25 protein-coding genes are annotated in these 22166 nt (G+C 46.9%); all 25 read left to right on the top strand.

Annotated features, from left to right (window positions below; translation table 11 throughout):
• Positions 1-14: 14 nt before the first annotated feature.
• The 25 genes from BXP28_RS16495 to BXP28_RS16380 all read left to right on the top strand — a co-directional run bounded on the left by BXP28_RS16495 (position 15) and on the right by BXP28_RS16380 (position 22147).
• Entirely contained in the window at positions 15-425 is a 411-nt protein-coding gene (locus BXP28_RS16495) for a F0F1 ATP synthase subunit epsilon (protein ID WP_036655703.1), read from the top strand.
• 135 nt (positions 426-560) lie between these two features.
• A complete protein-coding gene (locus tag BXP28_RS16490) occupies positions 561-974 on the top strand; it encodes a sigma-70 family RNA polymerase sigma factor (protein WP_023484036.1) in 414 nt (137 codons plus the stop codon).
• On the top strand, positions 965-1102 hold the full coding sequence (locus BXP28_RS24490) for a sigma factor-like helix-turn-helix DNA-binding protein (RefSeq protein WP_309564047.1): 138 nt from the start codon (positions 965-967) through the stop codon (positions 1100-1102). The genes BXP28_RS16490 and BXP28_RS24490 overlap by 10 nt, the downstream gene beginning before the upstream one ends.
• On the top strand, positions 1092-1469 hold the full coding sequence (locus tag BXP28_RS16485) for a YxlC family protein (RefSeq protein WP_023484035.1): 378 nt from the start codon (positions 1092-1094) through the stop codon (positions 1467-1469). The genes BXP28_RS24490 and BXP28_RS16485 overlap by 11 nt, the downstream gene beginning before the upstream one ends.
• Positions 1466-1678 carry a hypothetical protein gene (locus BXP28_RS16480; RefSeq protein ID WP_024092868.1) on the top strand — a complete coding sequence of 71 codons (213 nt, stop codon included), beginning with the start codon at positions 1466-1468 and terminating at the stop codon, positions 1676-1678. The genes BXP28_RS16485 and BXP28_RS16480 overlap by 4 nt, the downstream gene beginning before the upstream one ends.
• Before the next feature lie 372 nt (positions 1679-2050).
• Complete coding sequence (locus tag BXP28_RS16475; protein WP_023484034.1) at positions 2051-2416, top strand: NADH-quinone oxidoreductase subunit A; 366 nt, start codon at positions 2051-2053, stop codon at positions 2414-2416.
• Complete coding sequence (locus BXP28_RS16470; RefSeq protein ID WP_023484033.1) at positions 2401-2919, top strand: NuoB/complex I 20 kDa subunit family protein; 519 nt, start codon at positions 2401-2403, stop codon at positions 2917-2919. The genes BXP28_RS16475 and BXP28_RS16470 overlap by 16 nt, the downstream gene beginning before the upstream one ends.
• The gene (locus BXP28_RS24790) at positions 2916-3665 is read left to right on the top strand and encodes an NADH-quinone oxidoreductase subunit C (protein WP_023484032.1); all 750 of its coding nucleotides are present in this window, start codon (positions 2916-2918) and stop codon (positions 3663-3665) included. Before BXP28_RS16470 ends, BXP28_RS24790 begins: the two co-directional genes overlap by 4 nt.
• Before the next feature lie 3 nt (positions 3666-3668).
• Complete coding sequence (locus BXP28_RS16460) at positions 3669-4766, top strand: NADH-quinone oxidoreductase subunit D (RefSeq protein ID WP_036655708.1); 1098 nt, start codon at positions 3669-3671, stop codon at positions 4764-4766.
• A complete protein-coding gene (gene nuoH / locus BXP28_RS16455; protein ID WP_023484030.1) occupies positions 4766-5773 on the top strand; it encodes an NADH-quinone oxidoreductase subunit NuoH in 1008 nt (335 codons plus the stop codon). The genes BXP28_RS16460 and nuoH overlap by 1 nt, the downstream gene beginning before the upstream one ends.
• Positions 5774-5820: 47 nt before the next feature.
• Positions 5821-6276: an NADH-quinone oxidoreductase subunit NuoI gene (gene nuoI / locus BXP28_RS16450; RefSeq protein ID WP_024092873.1), complete on the top strand. Its 456-nt coding sequence runs from the start codon at positions 5821-5823 to the stop codon at positions 6274-6276.
• Positions 6266-6787 (top strand): NADH-quinone oxidoreductase subunit J, encoded by a 522-nt coding sequence (locus tag BXP28_RS16445; protein WP_023484028.1) that lies wholly within the window; start codon positions 6266-6268, stop codon positions 6785-6787. Before nuoI ends, BXP28_RS16445 begins: the two co-directional genes overlap by 11 nt.
• A 3-nt stretch (positions 6788-6790) precedes the next feature.
• A complete protein-coding gene (gene nuoK, locus BXP28_RS16440; RefSeq protein ID WP_023484027.1) occupies positions 6791-7102 on the top strand; it encodes an NADH-quinone oxidoreductase subunit NuoK in 312 nt (103 codons plus the stop codon).
• A gap of 18 nt (positions 7103-7120) precedes the next feature.
• Positions 7121-8998: an NADH-quinone oxidoreductase subunit L gene (nuoL, locus tag BXP28_RS16435; RefSeq protein WP_077585138.1), complete on the top strand. Its 1878-nt coding sequence runs from the start codon at positions 7121-7123 to the stop codon at positions 8996-8998.
• The gene (locus BXP28_RS16430; RefSeq protein ID WP_023484025.1) at positions 8988-10613 is read left to right on the top strand and encodes a complex I subunit 4 family protein; all 1626 of its coding nucleotides are present in this window, start codon (positions 8988-8990) and stop codon (positions 10611-10613) included. The genes nuoL and BXP28_RS16430 overlap by 11 nt, the downstream gene beginning before the upstream one ends.
• Before the next feature lie 3 nt (positions 10614-10616).
• Positions 10617-12140 carry an NADH-quinone oxidoreductase subunit N gene (locus BXP28_RS16425; protein WP_023484024.1) on the top strand — a complete coding sequence of 508 codons (1524 nt, stop codon included), beginning with the start codon at positions 10617-10619 and terminating at the stop codon, positions 12138-12140.
• A 146-nt stretch (positions 12141-12286) separates the two neighbouring features.
• Positions 12287-14815 carry a S8 family peptidase gene (locus tag BXP28_RS16420; protein ID WP_023484023.1) on the top strand — a complete coding sequence of 843 codons (2529 nt, stop codon included), beginning with the start codon at positions 12287-12289 and terminating at the stop codon, positions 14813-14815.
• A gap of 13 nt (positions 14816-14828) precedes the next feature.
• Positions 14829-15083, top strand: coding sequence for a DUF1146 family protein (locus BXP28_RS16415; RefSeq protein WP_036655712.1), 255 nt, complete (start codon positions 14829-14831; stop codon positions 15081-15083).
• A 190-nt stretch (positions 15084-15273) separates the two neighbouring features.
• Entirely contained in the window at positions 15274-16596 is a 1323-nt protein-coding gene (murA, locus tag BXP28_RS16410) for a UDP-N-acetylglucosamine 1-carboxyvinyltransferase (RefSeq protein WP_023484021.1), read from the top strand.
• Between the two features lie 220 nt (positions 16597-16816).
• Positions 16817-17893 carry a stage II sporulation protein D gene (spoIID, locus tag BXP28_RS16405; RefSeq protein WP_024092880.1) on the top strand — a complete coding sequence of 359 codons (1077 nt, stop codon included), beginning with the start codon at positions 16817-16819 and terminating at the stop codon, positions 17891-17893.
• Positions 17894-17959: 66 nt separating this feature from the next.
• Positions 17960-18691 (top strand): M23 family metallopeptidase, encoded by a 732-nt coding sequence (locus tag BXP28_RS16400; protein ID WP_036655715.1) that lies wholly within the window; start codon positions 17960-17962, stop codon positions 18689-18691.
• Positions 18692-18912: 221 nt separating this feature from the next.
• Complete coding sequence (gene spoIIID / locus BXP28_RS16395; RefSeq protein WP_023484018.1) at positions 18913-19203, top strand: sporulation transcriptional regulator SpoIIID; 291 nt, start codon at positions 18913-18915, stop codon at positions 19201-19203.
• A gap of 166 nt (positions 19204-19369) precedes the next feature.
• Positions 19370-20371 carry a rod shape-determining protein gene (locus BXP28_RS16390; protein ID WP_023484017.1) on the top strand — a complete coding sequence of 334 codons (1002 nt, stop codon included), beginning with the start codon at positions 19370-19372 and terminating at the stop codon, positions 20369-20371.
• Positions 20372-20384: 13 nt separating this feature from the next.
• Positions 20385-21278, top strand: a complete 894-nt coding sequence (locus BXP28_RS16385) for a flagellar hook-basal body protein (RefSeq protein WP_023484016.1) — start codon at positions 20385-20387, stop codon at positions 21276-21278.
• Between the two features lie 41 nt (positions 21279-21319).
• The gene (locus tag BXP28_RS16380) at positions 21320-22147 is read left to right on the top strand and encodes a flagellar hook-basal body protein (RefSeq protein WP_036655719.1); all 828 of its coding nucleotides are present in this window, start codon (positions 21320-21322) and stop codon (positions 22145-22147) included.
• Positions 22148-22166 lie beyond the last annotated feature (19 nt).

Raw genomic sequence — 22166 nt, 5'->3', positions numbered from 1 at the left:
TAGGGGGAATGAACGTGAGTACTTTCCTTTTGGAAATTGTAACTCCGGAACGCAAAGTGTATGAGGCAAATGTTCATATGGTTATCGCGGAAGGGGTGGAAGGGCAGCTTGGTATTCTGCCTAATCACATTCCTCTGGTCACACCTTTGAAAATCGCACCTTTCCGGGCCAAGCTCGAAAATGGAACGGAAGATGCCATAGCTGTGAATGGCGGTTTCATGGAAGTGCAAAAAGATAAGGTGATCGTGCTGGCGGAAAGTGCCGAACTTCCGGGGGATATCGATGTTGAACGTGCTCAAGCTGCAAAAATGCGTGCGGAGAATCGCCTTGCCCAAAAGCAGGACGAATTGGATTTCCGCCGGGCTGAACGGGCTCTTCAAAGGGCATTGAACCGGCTTGAAGTTCATGGTTTGAAAAGACAATAAGGCCAATATGAGAACAGCCCAAGCTATACGCTTGGGCTGTTTTATGCAGCCGCAGATTTTTTGCATTTTTCGGTGAACCATGTTGGTCGGGTACTCGTATTATCATCGACGTCACAGGAAAGGGGCTTTTCCGGGATGGAATCCACCCAAGAGCAAACACGGATTAAGCAGGCGCAAAGTGGAGATCAGAAAGCTCTGGCTTTGCTGTTCCATCACTATTATCCTTTTCTGTTCAAATATGCGCTAAAGTTAACATGGAGCCGGGAAACAGCGGAAGATTTTGTGCAGGAAACGATGCTGAAGGCCATGACTCATCTCTCCTCGTATAATGGAACCTCCCGTTTTTCCTCCTGGTTGGTTACGATTGGAACCCGGCAGTATTTTGATCAGATTCGCAAATGCAAACGGGAGAAAAAATGGATAGAGGAAGAAAAAAAGCATGCGCTGAGAAAACTTCAATGGAATTTTGGTACTCATAATATAGAATGGTCGGAGACGATGGGGATTTTCCATAAGATTCCTGACAGCACCCGTATTCAATTCTGCTGAAGCATTACTATGGGTTTACTTATGAGGAGATAGCCGAGATGATGAATGTTCCGACAGGTACTATAAAATCGAGAGTGTCCATTGGACTCAAAGGGCTAAGAAAGGAGCTGAAAGCAGATGAAACGTAAAGACGAAATGAATCAGAGCTTGTCGGGGCCCAGGGAACAGAGGCAGGAGACGGAGGATATCCCCGAGGAACTGAACGTTCTTCTTGCGCAGTTAAAACAGGCGGAGGAGCTTTTTCCTGTAAAGGTACCCTCTGCAGAGCAGCTTGACCAACAGCTTGCCGAAAAATTGAAACAACAAAAGGCTGCGTCCCGCAGGGAACTGGCCTGGTTTTCATTGTCTTCTTTGGCAGTAATATCCGTATCTTTCCTTACCTTTACGGAGATACCTGCCGTCTTCATGGGTATCCAGCTGGCAGCTTCTTTAGGTATCCCGGCCGGTTATTTGCTGGTTTTGCAGCGGAAAAGAAGAAAGGACGAAGTCCTATGAGGCAGATTGCTCCCGATATGGCAGTCTGGTTAATTCCACTGATTATCGTACTGCTCCTCATCCAAAGTTTCTGTTTATTTACCAATGCCAGAAGAAGAGGAAGGAATGCCTGGTTTTGGGGATTGTGGGGATTGATCCAATTACCCTGTCCAACTTTATTTTATCTCCTTTTTGTAGTTAAACCGTTTCGTAAAAAAACAGGCGGGTAAAATATTTGGGACGTATACTTTTACAGCACCTTTATCCTGACTCTTCTTTGCATTATGAGGGCGGCTGCCATTCCCGGTAAAGAGAGAGGAGCGGCCTAAACCATGTCTGTTCATACAAATGTCATAAATATTCCAACCGGAATATTTTGCCAATTACCCCTGAAAACTTCTTGACAGGGGCTTTTTATATGTTCATGCACACTTATTTGGAATTATTTTTATTAGACACCTATTTTTTCCTTGTGCTATAATGGCCTAAGGTTGATATTTCCATTATTAGAAGGAAAGATAGCTAGAAGAATCCATGGTGAAAGTAAAAAATGCATCCGAAAATGGGTTCAGACTAAATCTATTGGATGCGGTTACATAGGCATGTACACTACAAAGTATGTCATTGTAGCAATCTTTGTTGGACTGGGGATTCTACTCCCGATTACTGCACTTACCCTTGGAAAATGGTTAAGGCCCCATAAGCCGGTCCAGGAAAAGTACACAACCTATGAAAGTGGAAACGAACCAGTCGGGGAAGGGCAAATCCGTTTTAACATCCGGTATTACCTGTTTGCCCTTATGTTTATCGTCTTTGACGTGGAAACTGTTTTTTTGTATCCGTGGGCAGTAGCTTATAAAAAGCTGGGGCTGTTTGCTTTAGTTGAAATGTGCATTTTTGTTGCCATGCTGGCAGTTGGACTTCTCTATGCCTGGAAAAAGAAGGTGTTAAAATGGAATTCCGTTTAGATGCCGTCTTACCCGAGGTTCAGGAGGAACTGCAGCGCAATGTCTTTACTACAACACTGGATCAGGTGAAGGCATGGGCGCGAAGCAGTTCGCTCTGGCCATTAACGTTTGGTCTGGCCTGCTGCGCCATAGAAATGATGGGAACAGGGGCAGCCCATTATGATTTAGACCGTTTTGGAGTCATATTTCGTACCTCTCCCAGGCAAGCCGATGTAATGATCGTAGCGGAAACCGTAACGAAAAAAATGGCTCCTTTGCTGCGCCGTCTATACGAACAGATGCCGGAACCAAAATGGGTAATTGCCATGGGGTCCTGTGCAACGGCGGGAGGACCTTATGTGAAGTCTTATGCAGTAGTTAAGGGAGTGGATCAGGTCGTTCCGGTTGACGTTTACATCCCGGGTTGTCCGCCCAATCCGGCTGCCTTAATCTATGGCATTCATAAGCTGCAGGAAAAAATACGCTATGAAGCGAAAACCGGAAAGCGGGTGACCAACCTGTGACCGAGGAACATCTGAACAAAAAAACTGGAGATGAAAACGGACAGCAAGAGGAGACAGTGGAGAAAGCTGCTGGAAAACCGGTAGATTCCTCCTCAACTGAAGAGACAACTGCCCGGGAGATGAGCAAGGTAACAGAGGATGCGAAAAAAACGGCTGCGGAAGCAATAGATGCGGACAAGGAGGTGAAGCGGAAAGCGGCAGCGGAAGCGAGGGCGGGCCGTGCTGCAGCCAAAGCGGCCGAAGAAGCGGCAAAACCAAAAGAACCTTCCCCAAATCAACCGCTACTGGATAGGATGGTTCAGATTTTAACAGATCGGGTCCATGAAGAAGTGATCCAGGAAGCCTATATCAATGAACTTAACGGACATCTTCCCTGCGTAGTGATTCACCCTGAGCATTGGTATCAGGCGGCCGAGGAAATACATGCGCATGAAGAATTCGCGTGCAACTATCTGAGCAATCTAACCGGCATTGACCAGAAATCCCATTTGGAAATGGTTTACCACTTGAGGTCAATCCCTTCTGGAAGAGAATACATGGTAAAGGTGAAAACCGATCGGGATCGGCCTTCCATTCCTTCTGTGACTCCTATTTGGCCGACGGCTAATTGGAATGAAAGAGAAGTCTATGACCTTCTTGGAGTGGACTTTCCGGGGCATCCGGACCTGCGAAGAATTATGATGCCCGATGATTGGGTAGGCCACCCTCTAAGAAAAGACTATGAACCGCTTGACCCGGAGGTGTAGCTCTTGTTGCGTACTGAAGAATTGCTGCTGAACGTGGGGTCCCAGCATCCAAGCACCCACGGGGTATTCCGTATTATCGTCAAGCTGGATAGTGAAATAATCAAGGATGCCATCCCGGTTATGGGGTACCTGCACAGGGGAACAGAAAAACTGGCAGAGAATCTAACCTATACACAGGTGATTCCTTACACCGACCGCATGGATTATGTTTCAGCCATGACCAATAATTATGTGCTTGTACATACGGTAGAACAAATGATGCAGATTGAAATCCCGGAAAGGGCCGAATATCTAAGGGTTATTGTTATGGAACTGCAGCGGGTCGCCAGCCACATGGTTTGGTGGGGGACCTATTTGCTTGATATCGGGGCCATGAGCCCTTTCCTGTATGCTTTCCGTGATCGTGAAATCATTATTAATTTATTCAATGAACTATGCGGGGCCCGCCTGACTTACAATTACATGCGCATCGGCGGGGTTAAATGGGATGCACCAGATGGCTGGATTCAGAAGGTAAAGGACTTTATCCCTTATATGTACGGCAAACTGGAGGAGTATGACAGACTGGTAAGCGGAAACGAAATTTTCTTGGCACGAATCAAAAATGTGGGGGCTTACAATGCAGAGGACGCGATTGCCTATGGATTAAGCGGGTCTAACTTGCGGTGTACGGGGGTAAAGTGGGATTTGCGCAAAAACAAACCGTACAGTATTTACGACCGCTTTGAGTTTGACGTACCTGTAGGGAAAAACGGGGACTGCTATGACCGGTATCTGATTCGCCTGGAAGAAATCCGGCAATCCCTGCGTATTCTGGAGCAGGCTACCCGGCAAATTCCCGAAGGGGAAATTATGGGCAAGGCCCCCAGGGTTATTAAGCCTCCGGAAGGGGAAATGTATTGCTCTATTGAAGCCCCTCGTGGTGAAATCGGCTGTTATATTGTTTCACGGGGTAAACCCGAGCCTTACCGGCTGAAATTCAGAAGGCCTTCATTTGTGAATTTGCAAATCTTGCCTAAACTTTTAATTGGCGAAACGATGACCAACCTCATCACAATTTTGGGGGGCATCGATATCGTCGTTGGGGAGGTGGACTGCTGATGCTGGATCTTCTGCAGGAACAGCTTACCTGGGGACATTTTGCCGTATTTTTGGCATATGGAGTTGCAGTACTGCTCATTGTGCTGGTTTTTGTTACGTATGCCATTTATTTTGAACGAAAAGTCATCGGGTGGATGCAGTATCGGCACGGACCGAATCGAACGGGCCCATTGGGACTTTTGCAGACGGTGGCGGATGTTCTTAAATTGCTGATCAAAGAGGATACCATTCCGAAAAAAGCGGCCCGGGATTTGTTTATTCTGGCCCCGGTCATCACATTCGTCCCGGCTTTTTCCGTCATTGCAACACTTCCTTTTTCTCCGGGTTTAATTCACGCTGATTTGAATGTAGGTATTCTGTACTATGTGGCGTTATCCGGGCTTTCGACAATCGGGATCATTTTGGCAGGGTGGGCATCCAACAACAAGTATGCACTGCTTGGGGGAATGCGTTCCGTTGCCCAGATGATCAGCTATGAGGTTCCTCTTGTCATCTCGGTGGTCGGAATCATTATGATGACGGGAACGCTCAATTTGAACCAGATCATTGAGGCTCAAGGCGCCAATTTCTGGACCTGGAATTTTCTGCCTCAAATTATTGGATTCGTTGTTTTTATGATTGCAGGGGTATCCGAATTGAACCGGACGCCGTTTGACCTGCCGGAAGCCGAATCGGAGCTTGTCGCCGGCTATCATGTTGAATACAGCGGATTCCGCTTTGCTTTTTTTATGCTTGCCGAGTATGTATATGTGTTTGCTATCGCTTCGCTTACTACTATTTTATTTCTTGGCGGCTGGCAGCCTCCCTTGCAGATACTGGATTTCATTCCCGGAATTATCTGGTTTATTCTCAAGTTTTCCTGCATCGTCTTTTTCTTCTACTGGCTTAGAGCTACACTCCCCAGGGTTCGCATTGACCAATTAATGGGGCTTGGCTGGAAAGTACTCCTTCCATTGGCCCTTTTAAATATTTTTGTAACCGCGATTTACTTACACTTTGTCTCCTGACTCCACAGACTCGCATACGTATTTCTATACATGAGGGGGGATCACCCTTGAAAGGCATTATTAAAGGCCTTGGTGTCACACTCAAGAGTATGGTGTCCAAAAAAGTTACGTACGCCTACCCTGATGCTCCGCTTCAAATGCCGGACCGTTTCAGGGGAATTCAGCATTTTGAACCTGATAAGTGCATTGTCTGTAATATGTGCGCAAAAGTGTGTCCTACAGACTGCATCACTTTAACGGGAAAACCGAATCCCGATCCCGAGAAGAAAGGGAAGGTCATCGATACGTACGATATCAACTTTGAGATTTGCATCCTCTGTGATTTCTGTACGGAAGTATGTCCGACAGAGGCAATAGTCATGACCGGGAATTTCGAACTAAGCACTTACAGCCGGGATGAGCTTTTCAAAAATATGGAGTGGCTTGCCAACAATAACACTAACGTAAGGAAAGAAAATATCACGACTGCTCCAAAGGGAGGTGCCAGGAAGAATGTTAAGTAATATAGGGGCCTTCTTTTCTTCCGGTTCCAACTGGCTGTTTCTCTTTTTTGCCATGTGCGCCATTGGCGGTGCTATCTATATGGTCACATTTACAAAGGTTATTTACATGGTATTGTCTGCAGCCTTCACATTTATAAGTCTCGCCGGACTATATGTGCTTCTGGAGGCAGAATTTGTAGCTTTTGTACAGGTGCTAATCTATGCCGGAGCTATTTCCATTCTGATGATTTTCGGTATCATGATGACCAAACACCGGGCGGAAGAAAAACCCGGCGGACGGGTAGCACAGAAGGTACTTACCGGTATAGGTTGTCTTGCTTTGTTTGGCCTTCTCTTTTATGCCATCCAGCAGTCTACCTTTTCACCGGGCGAACTGAGAGAGGAAGATAATACGCTGGAAATCGGTAAGCTGCTCTTCAGCGGACATGTCATTCCTTTTGAAATTATGTCTGTTTTACTGACCGTTGCTTTTATAGGAGCTATTGTGATTGCCAAAAGGGAGGAGGACTGACTGATGGATTCTCTGGCAACTCCTTATTTGTCCTTGGCAGCCATCCTGTTTTGTATAGGGCTGCACGGTGCACTTACGAAAAAGAACGGAGTAGTGGTTCTGCTATCTATAGAACTCATGCTCAATGCCGTTAACCTGAACCTGGTTGCTTTTTCCAAAATGGGAATAGCGCCTTCGTTGACCGGGCAAATCTTTTCTTTATTTACGATTACGGTGGCTGCGGCGGAAGTAGCTGTAGGCATTGCCATCCTGATTAGTTTATACCGAATCAAAGGAACGGCAGATGTTGATGAAATGGATTCTATGAAGCGCTAAAGGAGGAGTCGATCCGACATGGTTTCAGAATACTCGCATTACGCCTGGCTGATCCCCTTGTTACCGCTTCTGTCCTTTCTGCTGCTGATTCTGCTGGGCCGGAAGCTGAAAGCGGCGGGAGTCATCCTGGCGATATTGATGATGGCTGCATCTTGGATCCTCTCTTTACTGGTATTTATCGAGAGGTATTCGAATCAGACAGCAGCCTATATATGGGATCATTGGAGTTGGCTCCGTGTGGGCGATTACACGCTTCGCATGGGGTTTGAAGTCAACAATCTCAACTCGCTGATGCTTATTGTGGTGACTACCGTCAGTATGCTTGTCTATGTATATTCCAGGGGGTATATGGCAGAAGACGGGCGCATTCATGTATTTTACGCTTATCTTTCTTTATTTTCCTTTGCCATGCTGGGACTGGTGATCTCAGTAAACCTGGTAGAACTGTATATCTTCTGGGAACTCGTCGGGGCAGCGTCCTTCCTGCTGATCGGGTTTTGGTACCACAAGCCGGAGGCCAGAGCCGCTGCCAAAAAGGCTTTTATCATAACCCGGATCGGGGATGTAGGCCTCCTGATAGGCATTTTGCTGCTCTTTTGGGTTATGCCCGGACATGTGCTTGATTTTGCTTCTATTCAGTCTGTGCTCAGCCAGGGTACAGGAGGGATAGGGGAGCAAGTTCTATTCTGGATCGCTTTTTTGATCTTTATAGGGGCTGTAGGTAAATCGGGCCAATTCCCTCTTCATACATGGTTGCCGGATGCTATGGAAGGTCCCACGCCGGTCAGTGCCCTGATCCACGCCGCAACCATGGTAGCCGCTGGTGTATATTTGGTGGCAAGAACGTACGATATTTTCCTGGCGGCGCCGGATGCCCTAACTATTGTGGCTTATGTGGGCGGATTTACCGCATTGTTCGCAGCTACCATCGGTACTGCACAGAATGACATCAAGCGGGTGCTGGCCTATTCAACCGTCAGTCAGCTTGGTTACATGATGATGGCTCTCGGGCTTGGTGTCAGCATATCAGCAGGCATGTTTCATTTATTCACGCACGCTTTCTTCAAAGCACTTCTCTTTCTGGGTGCGGGAAGTGTCATTCATGCCGTTCATACACAGAATATTCAAGAGATGGGCGGATTGTCCCGCAAGATGAAAGTGACTACCTGGACCTTCGCGGTTGGTGCGCTTGCTTTATCCGGCATTCCCCCGTTTTCCGGCTTTTGGTCCAAGGATATCATCCTGTCGGAAACACTGGGAAAAAGCCCGCTGCTTTTCGTAATCGGTCTGTTAGCCGCCTTTTTTACGGCATTTTACATGGCCAGATTATTTTTCCTTGTTTTCACGGGTCAAAGCCGCAGCCAAACATCCGTAAAAGAATCTCCGGCTGTTATGACGGTTCCTCTGGCCGTGCTGGCTGTTCTTACCGTGGTGGGCGGCCTGGCTATTGTACCTTTCGTCAGCAGCAGTTGGCTGAGCGGACAGGGAGCGGATGGACATACCAATTACCTGGTGATGGTTCTATCTGTCCTGGCAGGGCTTTTGGGCATCGGTTTAGGTTATCTGATGTATGGAAAACAATCGGGCCGTCCGGCTGCAGTTGCCAAGACAATTCCTTGGCTATACCAGCTTGTCAGCCGGAAATATTATCTGGATGAACTGTACCATGTGGTATTCGTTATTCCCCTCAAAGCAGCTGGTACGGTTCTTAATGCGGTAGACCGTTATGTTGTAGACGGTGCCGTGAGACTGGTTGCAGGGGTTGCAGTCGGCCTTGGGAAAACCGGTTCACGCCTGCAAAACGGGCAGGTTCAGACTTATGCTCTGGTGACTTTGTTTGGTCTGCTGATTCTGGTAATTGCTATGGTGGGAAGGAGGTTCCTCCATGTTGGTTAATCCGCTCACCCTGCTTGTATTTTCTCCTCTTCTGGGAGTTCTTGTATTATTGCTTCTTCCTAAAACAAAAGAACATGCCCTTCGCTGGACTGCCTGGGTGACAACTCTAATCCCTGCCGGGCTGTTCATCTATATATACGCGTTATTTCAATCCGGACGGGGGATGCAGTTTAAAGAGTCGTTCAATTGGATTACTTTCCCGCTTAATAAAGAATTTTTCGGGGAAGGAGTACAGTCTTACTTTTTTAATGTGACCTTGAGTCTGGGGATTGACGGTTTATCCCTTCCTCTTGTTGGTTTAACGGCTCTGGTATTTATAGCTGCCGCATTCGCATCCTTTCATGTTAAAACCAGGCTGAAACTGTACTATATTTGGTTTTTAGTACTGGAAACAGGAGTAATGGGCGTATTTACTGCGCAAGATTTATTCTTGTTCTTCCTGTTTTTTGAACTGACGCTGATTCCGATGTTTTTCCTGATTGGCATGTGGGGGGAGATGGACCGCGAGAAGGCGTCAATGAAGTTTCTATTGTATAACGGAGTCGGTTCGGCACTTATGTTTATTGCTTTCCTCATTGTAATTGTTACAGCAGGCTTCACTCAGGAAATGTCGAACAGCGGGGTTATAGTCCAGTACAGCGGACAGTTAGATACCATTATGAATAATCTGTTTCAGGATCCGAATGCACTGGTAAATATGCCTGTAAACGGACCGCAGGAAAATCCGTTCTTCCTAAGCGAGGCAATGAGAATTGGCCTGTTTCTGCTCATGCTGTCCGCATTCGGCATCAAGCTGCCGTTATTTCCGTTCCATACCTGGATGCTGAAGGTACATACGGAAGCCCCGCCTTCCATTGTCATGATTCACTCTGGAATTTTGCTTAAAATGGGGGCATACGGCCTCATCAGGTTCGGTGTTCTGTTATTCCCTCAGCAAGCGGTGGATTTGGCCTGGCTGCTCGCCCTTCTCGGCGTGGTCAATATCTTGTACGGTGCCATCTTGGCTTTTGTCCAGAAGGAATTCAAGCTGGTACTGGCCTATTCCAGTATCAGTCACATGGGAATTGTGCTTTTGGGGCTTGCGGCTATGAATACGATCGGAATGCAAGGTGCCGTTTTTCAACTTGTCTCGCATGGTCTGATTTCTGCCTTGTTGTTCCTGCTAGTCGGTACTGTTTACGAACGGACTGGTACAACCGAACTAGGTGGACTGGGCGGACTCGCGAAACCGGCCCCGTTCATCAGTGGGATGCTGCTTGCAGCAGGTCTTGCTTCATTGGGACTTCCCGGCATGTCCGGTTTTATAAGCGAGTTTCTGTCGTTCCTGGGACTATTCGGCGTATATAAAGGATATGCCATTGTGGGAGTGGTCGGCATTATCTTCACAGCCGTTTACGTGCTCCGTGGGGTAATGTCTATCACTTATGGACCTGCACCGGAACGAATAACAGCGGTCCCGGATGCCAAATGGGCTGAAGCTGTGCCGATGCTGATGCTGATTGCGGCGATTGTGCTTATCGGAGTCTATCCGGCTATCATCAGTGATCCTCTTCAGCAGACCGTTGCCGGATTCAATCAAGTCATTCAAAGCTTCGCCGGGAAGATAGGGGGATAGAGGATGGAACCGCTACGTTTACATGCTGCAGATCTGGCACACCTGCTTCCGGAATTGACCTTGTTGATTACTGCAATTGTTCTTTCATTACTGGATTTATTGCTGCCTTCCAGACTGAATAGGGGATTTATTGGCTGGCTCTCCTTGGCAGGGCTGCTCCTGTCATCCTTTTTTGTGATGCAGCAGCTAAATCCTGCCGAACCTGTTGTTCTTTTGCATCAAAGTTTCCGTGTAGATGACTTTGGAAATATACTCAAGCTGATCATACTCGGCAGCACAGCCCTGATCACGTTTATGAGCATCGGGTGGGTGGACCGGAAGCAAATTCCGCATACCGGTGAGTTTTACTACCTGCTTCTCCCTGCTGCATTAGGAGCCATGATTACAGCTTCATCCGGAGATCTAATTACGTTGTATGTAGGTCTTGAACTCCTGAGTATTTCTACCTATATTCTTGTAGCTATGAAGAAAAAAGAGGGAAAATCAGGTGAAGCCGCTTTTAAATATGTAGTTCTTGGCAGCATCTCTTCAGCTTTCATTTTATATGGAATGTCCTTCCTGTATGGAATCAGCGGTACAACCAATATAGCGGAGATGGCCAAAACCCTTCCGGCAGCTGTCCAGTCCTACGAACTGCTCTTGTATATGGCTGTTTTCTTTCTTATAGCAGGGTTTGGATTTAAAATATCGGCCGCTCCCTTTCATAACTGGGCGCCGGATGTCTATCAGGGGGCCCCGACGCCGGTTACGGCCTTTTTGGCTGTCGTATCCAAACTCGCCGGTTTCTCCATTTTATTCCGGTTGTTCTATGGATTGTTCACCATCACAGATATGGGAGTTTTTTATAAGGATGTTTTTCTGGCCATTTCCGTAGTTGCGGCGGTATCCATGATCGCCGGGAACGTGATCGCCTTAAGGCAGAATAACGTAAAGAGGCTGCTGGCTTATTCGGGAATTGCCAATGCGGGGTATTTGCTGGTTCCGATCGGTGCTTTTTTCGGCTCATTGCATTTCAGTATGTTTACTGAATTCATTTATTATCTGATTGCCTATGCGTTTATGAATATCGGGGCTTTCGGAGTGCTTATGGTGATTGAAAAATCCCTTGGAACTACGGATCTTAAAGGATTCACCGGCCTGTTTTACCGGGCGCCTTATACAGCAGTTGCTATGACCCTTATAGTATTTTCTCTGGCGGGAATGCCTGTAACGGGAGGATTCTTCGGAAAACTTTATATTTTGCTCGGTTCTATGGAAGCGGGGAACTACTGGCTGGCGGCCGTCATGCTGCTCACCAGTGTTATTTCCTTCTTCTACTACTTTGGCATTTTAAGACAAATGTTTATGCGGACCCGGTACAATCTGGATAATCCGATCCGTATCCCCTTTCCATTGGGAATGGTCATCTGGATCTGCGCTTTGCTCGGCGTGATTATCGGATTTTATCCGCAGGGCATACTGGAAGGGATCAATCAAATCTTTAGTTTTGCCAAAGACCTCCTTTTTTTTATCGTAAATTTGGTATAATAGTAACCTCTTCGTAATCCATTACGGGGAGGTTTCTTTGTATAGTTAAAAGGGTGCATGTTAAACACTTGCATAATTCAATTGAAATGCTTTTTAGGACTTAAGTAATTGATGGTTTCGATTAACTGGAGAAGGACTTCTTTGATATGAAAAAATGCTGGTTTATCTTGCTGTTGGTTTTTATCCTTATAGGTGTGGAAAGCATAGGGTTCCAGTCTACCCAAGCGATCCCTTTATCCAATGACCCTAAACTGAGCAAGCAGGATTATCTTCAGAGAATTGGTATAGAACGGGCGTGGAATGCTACACCAAGCGACAGCAGTACGGTACTTGTGGCTGTCGTGGATACAGGTGTGGATCTTAACCACCCTGATCTGGTTGGTAGACTGGTAGACGGCGTTAATTTGATCAATCCCAAACTTCCCCCCAAAGACGATAACGGACATGGAACGAACGTTGCCGGAATCATAGCGGCAACTATCAACAACGACATAGGGATTGCCGGTATAGCCCCGAACGCCAAAATTATGCCGATCAAGGCCATGGAAGCAGATGGTACCGGCAGCGAGGCAAAGCTTGGCGAAGGTATTCGTTATGCGGTCGACCATGGTGCCAAAATCGTGGTGCTGTCCCTTGGGCTGAATAAATATTCTGAATATATGAAAGATACTGTTAAGTATGCTGAGGATCACGATGTGCTTCTGGTGGCGGCAACCGGCAACGAAGCCGGGTCCGTCAAATATCCGGCAGCTTATCCCTCCGTTCTTTCTGTGGGTGGAGTGGATGCGAACAAACAAAAATCCCCTCTTTCCAACTTTGGTCCTGAACTTGATATTGTAGCTCCTTTTGATGTATACACAACTTGGATGGGTGGTGTATATGATTATAATCGGGGGACTTCTATGGCTGCCCCGCAGGTTGCCGGGGTCGCAGCTTTGGTTTGGGGGAAATACCCTGACATGAAATCGTATGAGGTAGCGGACTTGCTAAAGCAAACCGCAGAGAAACTTAGCCCTTCAGGATGGAATGAATACACAGGATATGGGATGTTGAGAGCCGATGAGGCTATGGTTCAACCTTTGCTGGCGGACCGGTTTAAGCCGAATAATACCCGGGAAACCGCTGCTAATCTTCCGGTCATCGCTAAAGAAAGAGCCGAATTCGATACTGGAAAGGATCAAAGCTGGTTTGCACTGCAAAGTCCGTATCCCGGGACAGTACAGATGAAAGTAACCACCGAAGACGAAAGAGACGTTTCTATCGAATCATTTTCAGGTAAAGAGAAACAGGGCAAGAAGAGAATCGTTAAGAGCGGAGAAGTTGTTAGCCTCCCGGTAGACAAAGGAAAGAATCCGGTCAGGCTCCGGCTTGCCGATTCAGAATACCCCGGAAAAGTCAGATACACCATTGAGAATGATTTCCTGATTTACCAGGACCCATTCGAATATAACGATCAGCAATACAAGGCTTTTGCCTTGCCGCCGCGCAGTCAGACCATTAAAGGGACCTTTTATAAGGCAGATGATGAAGACTGGTATTTACTTTCTTTGAAAAAATCAGGAACGTTAAGCTTGAAATGTTCCGTAGATACAGCTAGAATAGACCCGGTGGTATTGATTCAGAAAAAGGGAGAAAAGGCAACAATTTTCGACGAAGGCGGAGAAGGAGCAGATGAACAAACCCCGCTTCTCAATGTGATGGAGGGGGATTATTACATCCGGATTTCCAACGCCAAGGAACAGGATCATCCTGTGATGGGAGAGTACACCCTGTCGATTGACTTTAATCCCAAACTCGTTGATCCCAATGAACCTAACGACAAATCCTACCAAGCCTCTTTTATAGCACTTGATACCGAATATTTTGGTCTATTTCATGATGATTCTGACGTGGACTGGTTTCAATTCAAGCTGGAGGAGGAAAGTCTCGTTGAATTTCAGCTTTGGGACATTCCTTTAAATCGTCAGATGAAAATGAGAGTGTACGACCATTCCTGGAACAATGTGCTAAACCAGACGAATGATGCTCAAGATCCAAGGCTAGAGAGAGAATTAAGACTGGATCCGGGTGATTATTACATTCGGCTGGATAGTGATAAAGGATTCGATGACCAGCTGTACCGGTTAAAGCTTCATGCACAGCCGCTTGTAGCGGGTTTTTCTGATATCAGGGGGCATTGGGCAGAAAACAGCATTGCTGAACTTAAGAGAAAACAGGTCATTTCGGGATATGGCGATTACCGTTTTGAACCGGAGAGGACGATTACCAGATCAGAAGCTTCTGCTATTCTGGTAAATGCCTTTCACTTGGAAAAGCAAAAATTGCTGCGTTTCAATGACGTGCCTATTGGACACTGGGCTTACAGCTTTATCGCCAAAGCGGAATACCGCGGTCTTGTGAACGGATATGAAGACGGAAGTTTTAGGCCGGATTATCCTTTGACCCGAATGGAAATGACTGCGATGCTGGCGGAAAGCATGGGTAAAACAGGGAAGTTGAGAGGCCGCTCTCCATTTCCTGATGTCAGTGAAGACTATTGGGGTGTCAGGTATTTGAAACAACTTTATGCGGACAGATGGATAACGGGCTTTCCGGACGGAACCTACCATCCTGACGCGCCGGCCACTCGTGCCGAGTTTGTTACTATGTTAGCCAAACTGCTGAATCAACGATAAGGGGGAACCTGCGTTGTCCGACTTCAATTGGGTTACATCCGAAGTTTCCTTTATGGTAGTTATTAATATTGCCGTGTATATTCTTGCAGTGGGTTTATCATGGTGGGCTCTTCAAGAATTCCGGTTTGACCTGTTCTTGAAAAGGCCGCATAGCGGCAAAGCCAAGATGCTGATGATATTTTTATCTCTGGGCCTCGGCCATCTCGTAGCCAGCTTCTTCTTGCAGTATTTGAGCTGGTCCATTAGCCTTAATCAAATCTTTCGCTGATTGATTTTAAGGGAATAAGCTCCCCATCATTTGTCAACAATTGATAATAGTACGGACTAAAACCGCGAATTGTGCCGAATGATATGGTGGATGCAAAATTGCATGTTCAACTTGTCGACTTTTGTTTAAAAGATATAAATGGACGTATAACTGTTATCAGAAACTATAAAATGTTCGCGGAGGGACCAAGATGAGCAAAATTATCGTCCGCGGTGGCCGAAAATTAAGTGGAAAGGTCAAAGTCAACGGAGCTAAAAATGCAGTGCTGCCCATTATTGCAGCTTCTTTGCTTGCTTCGGAAGGAGAAAGTGTCATTCAAGACGCGCCTCCCCTTGACGATGTTCTAGTAATCAATAAAGTGCTGGAAAGCCTGGGCGCCAAACTCGAATATACAAATAATGCCATTCGAATATGTGCAAACTCTATTCAAACCTGCGAAGCCTCCTATGAGCTCGTGAGAAAGATGAGGGCTTCTTTCCTTGTAATGGGGCCTTTGCTTGCTCGTTTGGGTGAAGCAAGGATCTCCCTTCCCGGAGGATGTGCTATCGGAACAAGACCAATTGATCAGCATCTCAAGGGATTCGAAGCAATGGGAGCCGAGATTGAACTGGGACAGGGCTATATCGAAGCACGGGTGAAAGGCCGCCTCAAAGGAACCAAAATCTATCTGGATGTAGCCAGTGTAGGTGCTACGGAAAATATCATAATGGCAGCAGTGTTGGCAGAGGGGACGACCATTCTCGAGAATGCGGCGAAAGAGCCGGAAATCGTGGACTTGGCCAATTACCTTAACGCCATGGGAGCTGTGGTACGCGGTGCCGGAACCGGCATGATTCGTATTGAAGGTGTTGAGAAATTACGGGGTGCTGTACATACGGTTATTCCCGATCGGATCGAAGCGGGTACTTATATGATTGCCGCGGCGATAACGAAGAGCGATCTCTATGTGGAAGGTGCAATAGGAGACCATCTTCGTCCTGTAATTTCGAAACTGCAGGAAATGGGCGTAACATTGGAAGAGGATGAAAATGGAATCCGTGTTATTGGAACCGATAAACCACTGAAAGCAGTTGATGTTAAGACGCTGCCGTACCCGGGTTTCCCTACAGATATGCAATCTCAAATGATGGCTCTTCTGATGGTGGCTGACGGTACAAGTCTGGTCTCAGAAACCGTGTTCGAAAATCGGTTTATGCATGTCGACGAGTTCATCAATATGAACGCGGAGATTAAAGTCGATGGAAGAACAGCCATCGTAACCGGTAATACAAAGCTCAAAGGTGCCAAAGTATGCGCAACCGATCTTCGGGCCGGAGCGGCTCTGATCCTGGCGGGGCTGGTTGCCGAAGGGGAGACCGAGATAACGGGTCTTCATCATATCGATCGTGGCTATGTAGATATTGCAGCAACCCTTAATTCCGTTGGTGCGGATATTCAACGCGTCAGTGATCAGGAACTGAAAGCCGTAGAGCCGGATATGGGCATGCTTGCCGTGCAGCCGACCTGGGCCTAAACGCAAACTTAAATTCCAAAAAAAGCCTGTTTTCCTTTGGGAGAACAGGTTTTTTTATGCCGACGCAGACTTCCCCGAAAAAGGCCGGGTCATAGCAAATTATATAGTATAATGGATTCCCTCACTATCTCCGGGAAGTCAGTTCCGGGTCTATTTTCTCTTTTTTTCTCATAGACTTGGTAGTATTCCAGGCAATAATCTTTGTCTAACGGAGGAAATCATGCAGAAAACTATGTACCGGAAGAAAGTAGACAGAAGACGGCGTAAATCAGCCAGGACCGATAAGAAGGGAATAGCGGCTCTAGCGGCAGGGGCGCTTGCCCTATTATTGTTGATGCTGGGTATACCCGGGCTGCTGGTAGACAAGATTGCCCCGGTAGAGAATTCTACCAAAGCCCAACCTATCACTGTCCAGGAAGATGAAGTAGTTATCCCGGTCTATTTGTCAAAAACAAAACAGGTCGAACAAATCCCTATGGAACAATATGTGATGGGGGTTGTAGCCGCTGAGATGCCCATTGAATTCGAACTCGAGGCACTCAAGGCCCAGGCGCTTGCAGCCAGAACGTATATAACGAGAAGAATAGCCGCCCGGGATTTCAGTAATGTTCCCGTCGAAAATGCCTGGGTAACCGATACAGTCACACATCAGGCTTACCTTAGCCAGCAGGATCTTAAAAACAAATGGAAGGATGAAGCTGTTTATAAAGCCAACATGGAAAAATTGCAGCGGGCTGTAAACGAAACAAAAGGTGAGATTCTACTGTATAACAACAAGCCTATAGAAGCTTTCTTTTTTTCTACCAGCAATGGGTATACGGAAAACTCAGAAGATTATTGGAATACACCGGCCCCCTATTTAAGAAGCGTAGAGAGCCCCTGGGATGTTCAATTATCTCCCAAGTATAAAACGACGGTCTCCTTCCCTATGAAGGACCTGGAGGCTAAATTGGGCGTCTCACACATTACTCAGGATGAGGGGAAGCTTGGAATGAAAGTTTTGGAACAGACGGAGGGGCACCGGGTGAAATCGGTCAGAATAGGCGGGAAAACATTCAGCGGAAAAGAAGTGAGGGAAAAGCTCGGGCTGAAGTCCTCCCAGTTTGAATGGGCCTGGAAAGGGACTGAAGTGGAGATAACCACATACGGATTCGGACATGGGGTAGGAATGAGCCAATACGGGGCAGACGGTATGGCCAAGGAAGGCAAGAAGGCGGAAGAAATCGTCAAGTACTATTACAAGGGAGTAGAGGTAGGAAAGACAGGTAGTCTTTTAGCCTCTCTTGGCCTGAAATAGAATCTTTTAGATCTAATGTATAAAACTCTCTTTCCTGTCAACAATGGTTACTGAGGTGATAACCATATGAGTGACCAAAAAAGAGAAGTTCAATCAACTGAAGAGGCGCCAAAACAAGCAATAGGGACGCCTGAAAAGACAAGTTCTTCATGGAAAAAATTCCTGTCAAAACGATGGGTATTTCCTGCAACCTACGTGGCAGCGGCGGCAATTATCTTAACGTTAATGTGGGTCTATCAGGGTGTGAGCCAAAAGTCTGCGAAAGAAAATACTAGCGTGACACAGACTGATAAACCGGTTAACGATGCAGCAAACAAAGGAGATGCCGTAGCTGTTAACGGAAAAGAAGAAACGATGCAATGGCCGGTGAAAGACCGTAATGATTTTACCGTAACCCTGCCGTTCTTTGACAGCAATGCTTCGGGTGAATCCAAACAGGCTGCCATGATTGAATACGGTGAAACTTTAACACCGCATGTCGGTTGGGATTTGCAGAAGAATGACAAAAAAGAATTTGAAGTCGTAGCTGCCATGAGCGGAAAAGTGACGAATGTGGATAAGAGCCCGGTAGCCGGCAATTTTGTGGAAATCACCCACAATAACGGTATCGTAACGGTATATCAGAGCCTGGTGGATATAAAAGTGGCCAAAGGAGCCGAAGTGAAGAAAGGCGATGTAATTGCCAATGCCGGCCGCAATGAGCTGGAGAAGGACGAAGGCATTCACCTTCACTTTGAAGTTCGTCAGGGAGAGGGCGGAGCTGTGCTCAACCCCGAGAAGTATCTGGGAAAACAATAATTCATCAACTTTGAGCCCGAAAAGGGAGGCAGACCGGTTGATCCGGCTGCTTTTTTTCTTTGCGGAAAAACAGGACTTATTCAGGCTTATCCGGGGGGATTTCAAAATCCTTTTCTAAAATAAATGTCCCTAAAACAGCTTGTCAGGCTTGGAAACAAAGAATATTAGCCCTACCCACTCATATAATGTACCAAACTATCTTGAGTAGGGAGGCGAGGGGAGTGCACGATTACATCAAAGAGCGAACCATTAAGATTGGCACCTGTATCGTTGAGACCAGGAGTACGGTTCGCACCATTGCCAAGGAATTTGGAGTCTCCAAAAGTACGGTGCACAAAGATTTGACGGAAAGACTGCCGGAAATCAACCCGGAGCTGGCCAACCAGGTTAAACATATCCTGGAGTACCATAAGTCCATTCGGCACCTTAGAGGAGGGGAAGCTACCAAGATCAAATACCGGAAGACGAAAAACAACAAGCCGGCAGAACCGTTAGTTCCCGTCAAGCTGTAAAATTTGTACTTACTCCTCCTCCTGTTAAATCTTGTCGAAATGTACACAAAAAAAAGAGGTTTTTTGTTTTTCTCAACGAATTTAGCTTATAATGAGTAAAAATAATATTTGATAGAGGCACCGCTTCTTTTTGAGTGGACGGTTAGTTTAGGGAGGATTTGTGTTCATGTTAAGCAAGGACATTGGAATTGACTTGGGAACAGCGAATGTGCTCATTCATGTAAAAGGACGCGGCGTTGTGGTAAACGAGCCATCCGTCGTAGCGATTGAAAGCGAGTCTAAGCGAGTGTTGGCAGTAGGAGAAGACGCAAGGAAAATGGTAGGACGGACACCGGGGAACATTACCGCTATCCGTCCTCTAAAAGATGGCGTCATCGCAGATTTTGATATCACGGAAGTGATGCTGAAGTACTTTATCAACAAAGTAGGAGGGAAAAGCATGTTTTCCCGCCCGCGCATTCTGATCTGCGCCCCTACAAACATTACGTCTGTTGAACAGAAAGCCATTCGCCAGGCTGCTGAACGCTGTGGCGCCAAAGACGTATATCTGGAAGAAGAACCTAAAGCCGCGGCTATCGGTGCAGGCATGGACATCTATCAACCGAGCGGAAATATGGTGGTGGATATTGGCGGAGGAACGACGGATGTTGCCGTATTATCCATGGGTGATATCGTCACCTCCTCCTCTATTAAAGTCGCTGGTGACAAATTTGATATGGAAATTATCCGTTATATCAAATCCAAGTATAAGCTGCTGATTGGGGAGCGGACGGCGGAGGATATCAAAATCCAGATCGGGACGGTATATCCGGACGGACGGGACGAGCAGATGGATATCCGCGGGAGAGATATGGTATCCGGGCTTCCCCAAACGATTACTATTCGTTCGGGAGAGATTCAGGAAGCATTGTGGGATTCGGTGGCCACGATTGTTTCTGCAGCAAAAAGTGTATTGGAACGTACACCTCCGGAACTTTCTGCCGATATAATAGATAGAGGTGTTATTTTGACCGGCGGCGGTGCGCTTCTGCACGGGCTGGATCAATTGCTGGTGGACGAGCTAAAAGTGCCTGTTCTTGTAGCTGAAGATCCGATGCACTGCGTGGTCAAAGGAACCGGCATCATGCTGGATAACCTCGATAAAGTAACCAAACGAAAACTATTCTAGAGGTGAATCCGCTATGTTAAGGGGATTGTATACGGCTTCTTCCGGAATGATCGCACAGCAGCGCAAACACGATACGGCAACGAATAATATTGCGAACATGAACACACCGGGGTATAAACAAAGTACGGCCTTATCCCGGTCTTTCCCGGAAATGCTTATTTCACGTTTCCGTGATGATGAAACAGGAACGCAGCAGGTAGGCCGCCTGCATACCGGTGTGCTTATGGAGGAAAATGTGGCCATACCGGTTCAAGGAGTTATTGAGGAGACCCGGAATCCGTTCGATTTTGCGATTGTGTCAGATCTTCAGGTGCCGGGAGCAGCATTTAACGGAGCCGGTATTTATGTTAATGAGGATGGGGAGACCATTTATAAACCCCAGGCCTATTTTATGGTAGAAAATCAGGCCGGCGAGATCCGGTATACGTCTAATGGGAAATTTCATGTGGACGGCAACGGCTTTCTGGTCAACGCTGAAGGATTAAGGGTGCTTGACAATAACAGAAGACCTATGCAACTGATTAATTTGCTCACCAACGAGCCGATCAAGTCAGTACAGGTAAGTAATGAAGGAAATATCCTGGACGAAAACGGATATCCCTACATGAATGCCAATGAGGAGCCTGTAAGAATTGGTCTTGCAAAGGTATCCGATCCCCATAAGCTCATGCATGAAGGAAACGGCCTTTATTACCTGAATCAGGAGGATCAGGCATTAGCGGAAGATGTTCAGCCTGGTGATAATGTCATGATCAGGCAGGGATTTGTTGAACAGTCAAACGTCGATCCTACCCAGGTGATGGTGGATATGATGTCGGCTTTAAGAGCGTACGAAGCCAATCAGAAAATGGTTCAATTCTATGATAAAAGCCTGGAAAAAACCGTGAATGAGGTTGGACGGATCTAGTACGGCATCTGTGGAAGGATTATCCATAGGAGGAATACATAATGAACCATTCGATGATCAACGCCTCTGTATCGATGAACGGACTCCAGCAGAAGTTGGATATTTTGGCAAATAACATTGCAAACATCAATACGGTAGGTTACAAAAGAAAAGACGCCAGCTTTCAGGAAATCCTGAAGAGTGTTAAGAACCAGCCGGAGAAATTCCAGCTGCCGGGAAGAATGACTCCTTCCGGGCTTCAACTCGGGTGGGGGGCCCGGCTCTCCCAGATTAGCTCAGACTTCACACAGGGCCCGGTTGAGAATACCCAAAATTCCCTCGACTTGATGGTCCAAGGGGATGGTATGTTCGAAATCCTGGTGGATGGAAAACCTTACTGGACAAAAAGCGGATCTTTCCAGCTTAGTGTTATGCCGGGTAACCAGGGGTTGGCTCTAACCACTAAAGACGGACATTACGTATCCGGTTTAAATGGGGAACCGATTATTCTGCCGCCGAATACCCAGCCGAAGATTGATGAACAGGGGAATGTTGTGGCTTATAGTGAGACAGGAGCCCGTCCTGTTCAGGTAGGGCGGATCCGCGTTGTTCAAATTGAGCGCCCCCAACTGCTGGAAGCAGTGGGTGAAAATCTCTACACTCTAAAGGCGGGCATTGAAAAGGGACAAGCCTTAAGAGATGCGGCCGGATTGACGGTCCAGGAACAGGGTAAGCTAAAAGTAATGCAGGGTTATCTGGAACAATCCAATGTCAATCTGTCGGATGAAATGACCGAGCTGATTAATGTGCAGCGGGCGTTCCAGCTTAGCTCGAGGGCTGTTACCTCGTCCGATTCTATGATGGGCTTGGCGAACAACCTCCGCGGCTAATGTCAGAAAGTGAGGAGAC

Origin of the sequence: Paenibacillus larvae subsp. larvae (assembly GCF_002003265.1) — a bacterium.
GTDB lineage: Bacteria > Bacillota > Bacilli > Paenibacillales > NBRC-103111 > Paenibacillus_H > Paenibacillus_H larvae.
Note: the sequence above shows the minus strand (reverse complement) of the source record. Positions and strands in the feature narration are given on the sequence as shown.

Bases quoted from the DNA above. Each gene is read 5' to 3' on its own strand.
- BXP28_RS16420 (WP_023484023.1), top strand. From the start codon at position 12,287: ATGAAAAAATGCTGGTTTATCTTGCTGTTGGTTTTTATCCTTATAGGT.
- BXP28_RS16390 (WP_023484017.1), top strand. From the start codon at position 19,370: ATGTTAAGCAAGGACATTGGAATTGACTTGGGAACAGCGAATGTGCTC.
- spoIID (WP_024092880.1), top strand. From the start codon at position 16,817: ATGCAGAAAACTATGTACCGGAAGAAAGTAGACAGAAGACGGCGTAAA.
- BXP28_RS16470 (WP_023484033.1), top strand. From the start codon at position 2,401: ATGGAATTCCGTTTAGATGCCGTCTTACCCGAGGTTCAGGAGGAACTG.
- BXP28_RS16445 (WP_023484028.1), top strand. From the start codon at position 6,266: ATGTTAAGTAATATAGGGGCCTTCTTTTCTTCCGGTTCCAACTGGCTG.
- BXP28_RS16400 (WP_036655715.1), top strand. From the start codon at position 17,960: ATGAGTGACCAAAAAAGAGAAGTTCAATCAACTGAAGAGGCGCCAAAA.
- BXP28_RS16485 (WP_023484035.1), top strand. From the start codon at position 1,092: ATGAAACGTAAAGACGAAATGAATCAGAGCTTGTCGGGGCCCAGGGAA.
- BXP28_RS16385 (WP_023484016.1), top strand. From the start codon at position 20,385: ATGTTAAGGGGATTGTATACGGCTTCTTCCGGAATGATCGCACAGCAG.
- murA (WP_023484021.1), top strand. From the start codon at position 15,274: ATGAGCAAAATTATCGTCCGCGGTGGCCGAAAATTAAGTGGAAAGGTC.
- BXP28_RS16380 (WP_036655719.1), top strand. From the start codon at position 21,320: ATGAACCATTCGATGATCAACGCCTCTGTATCGATGAACGGACTCCAG.
- BXP28_RS16430 (WP_023484025.1), top strand. From the start codon at position 8,988: ATGTTGGTTAATCCGCTCACCCTGCTTGTATTTTCTCCTCTTCTGGGA.
- nuoK (WP_023484027.1), top strand. From the start codon at position 6,791: ATGGATTCTCTGGCAACTCCTTATTTGTCCTTGGCAGCCATCCTGTTT.
- nuoL (WP_077585138.1), top strand. From the start codon at position 7,121: ATGGTTTCAGAATACTCGCATTACGCCTGGCTGATCCCCTTGTTACCG.
- BXP28_RS16490 (WP_023484036.1), top strand. From the start codon at position 561: ATGGAATCCACCCAAGAGCAAACACGGATTAAGCAGGCGCAAAGTGGA.
- BXP28_RS16480 (WP_024092868.1), top strand. From the start codon at position 1,466: ATGAGGCAGATTGCTCCCGATATGGCAGTCTGGTTAATTCCACTGATT.
- BXP28_RS16425 (WP_023484024.1), top strand. From the start codon at position 10,617: ATGGAACCGCTACGTTTACATGCTGCAGATCTGGCACACCTGCTTCCG.
- BXP28_RS16475 (WP_023484034.1), top strand. From the start codon at position 2,051: ATGTACACTACAAAGTATGTCATTGTAGCAATCTTTGTTGGACTGGGG.
- nuoH (WP_023484030.1), top strand. From the start codon at position 4,766: ATGCTGGATCTTCTGCAGGAACAGCTTACCTGGGGACATTTTGCCGTA.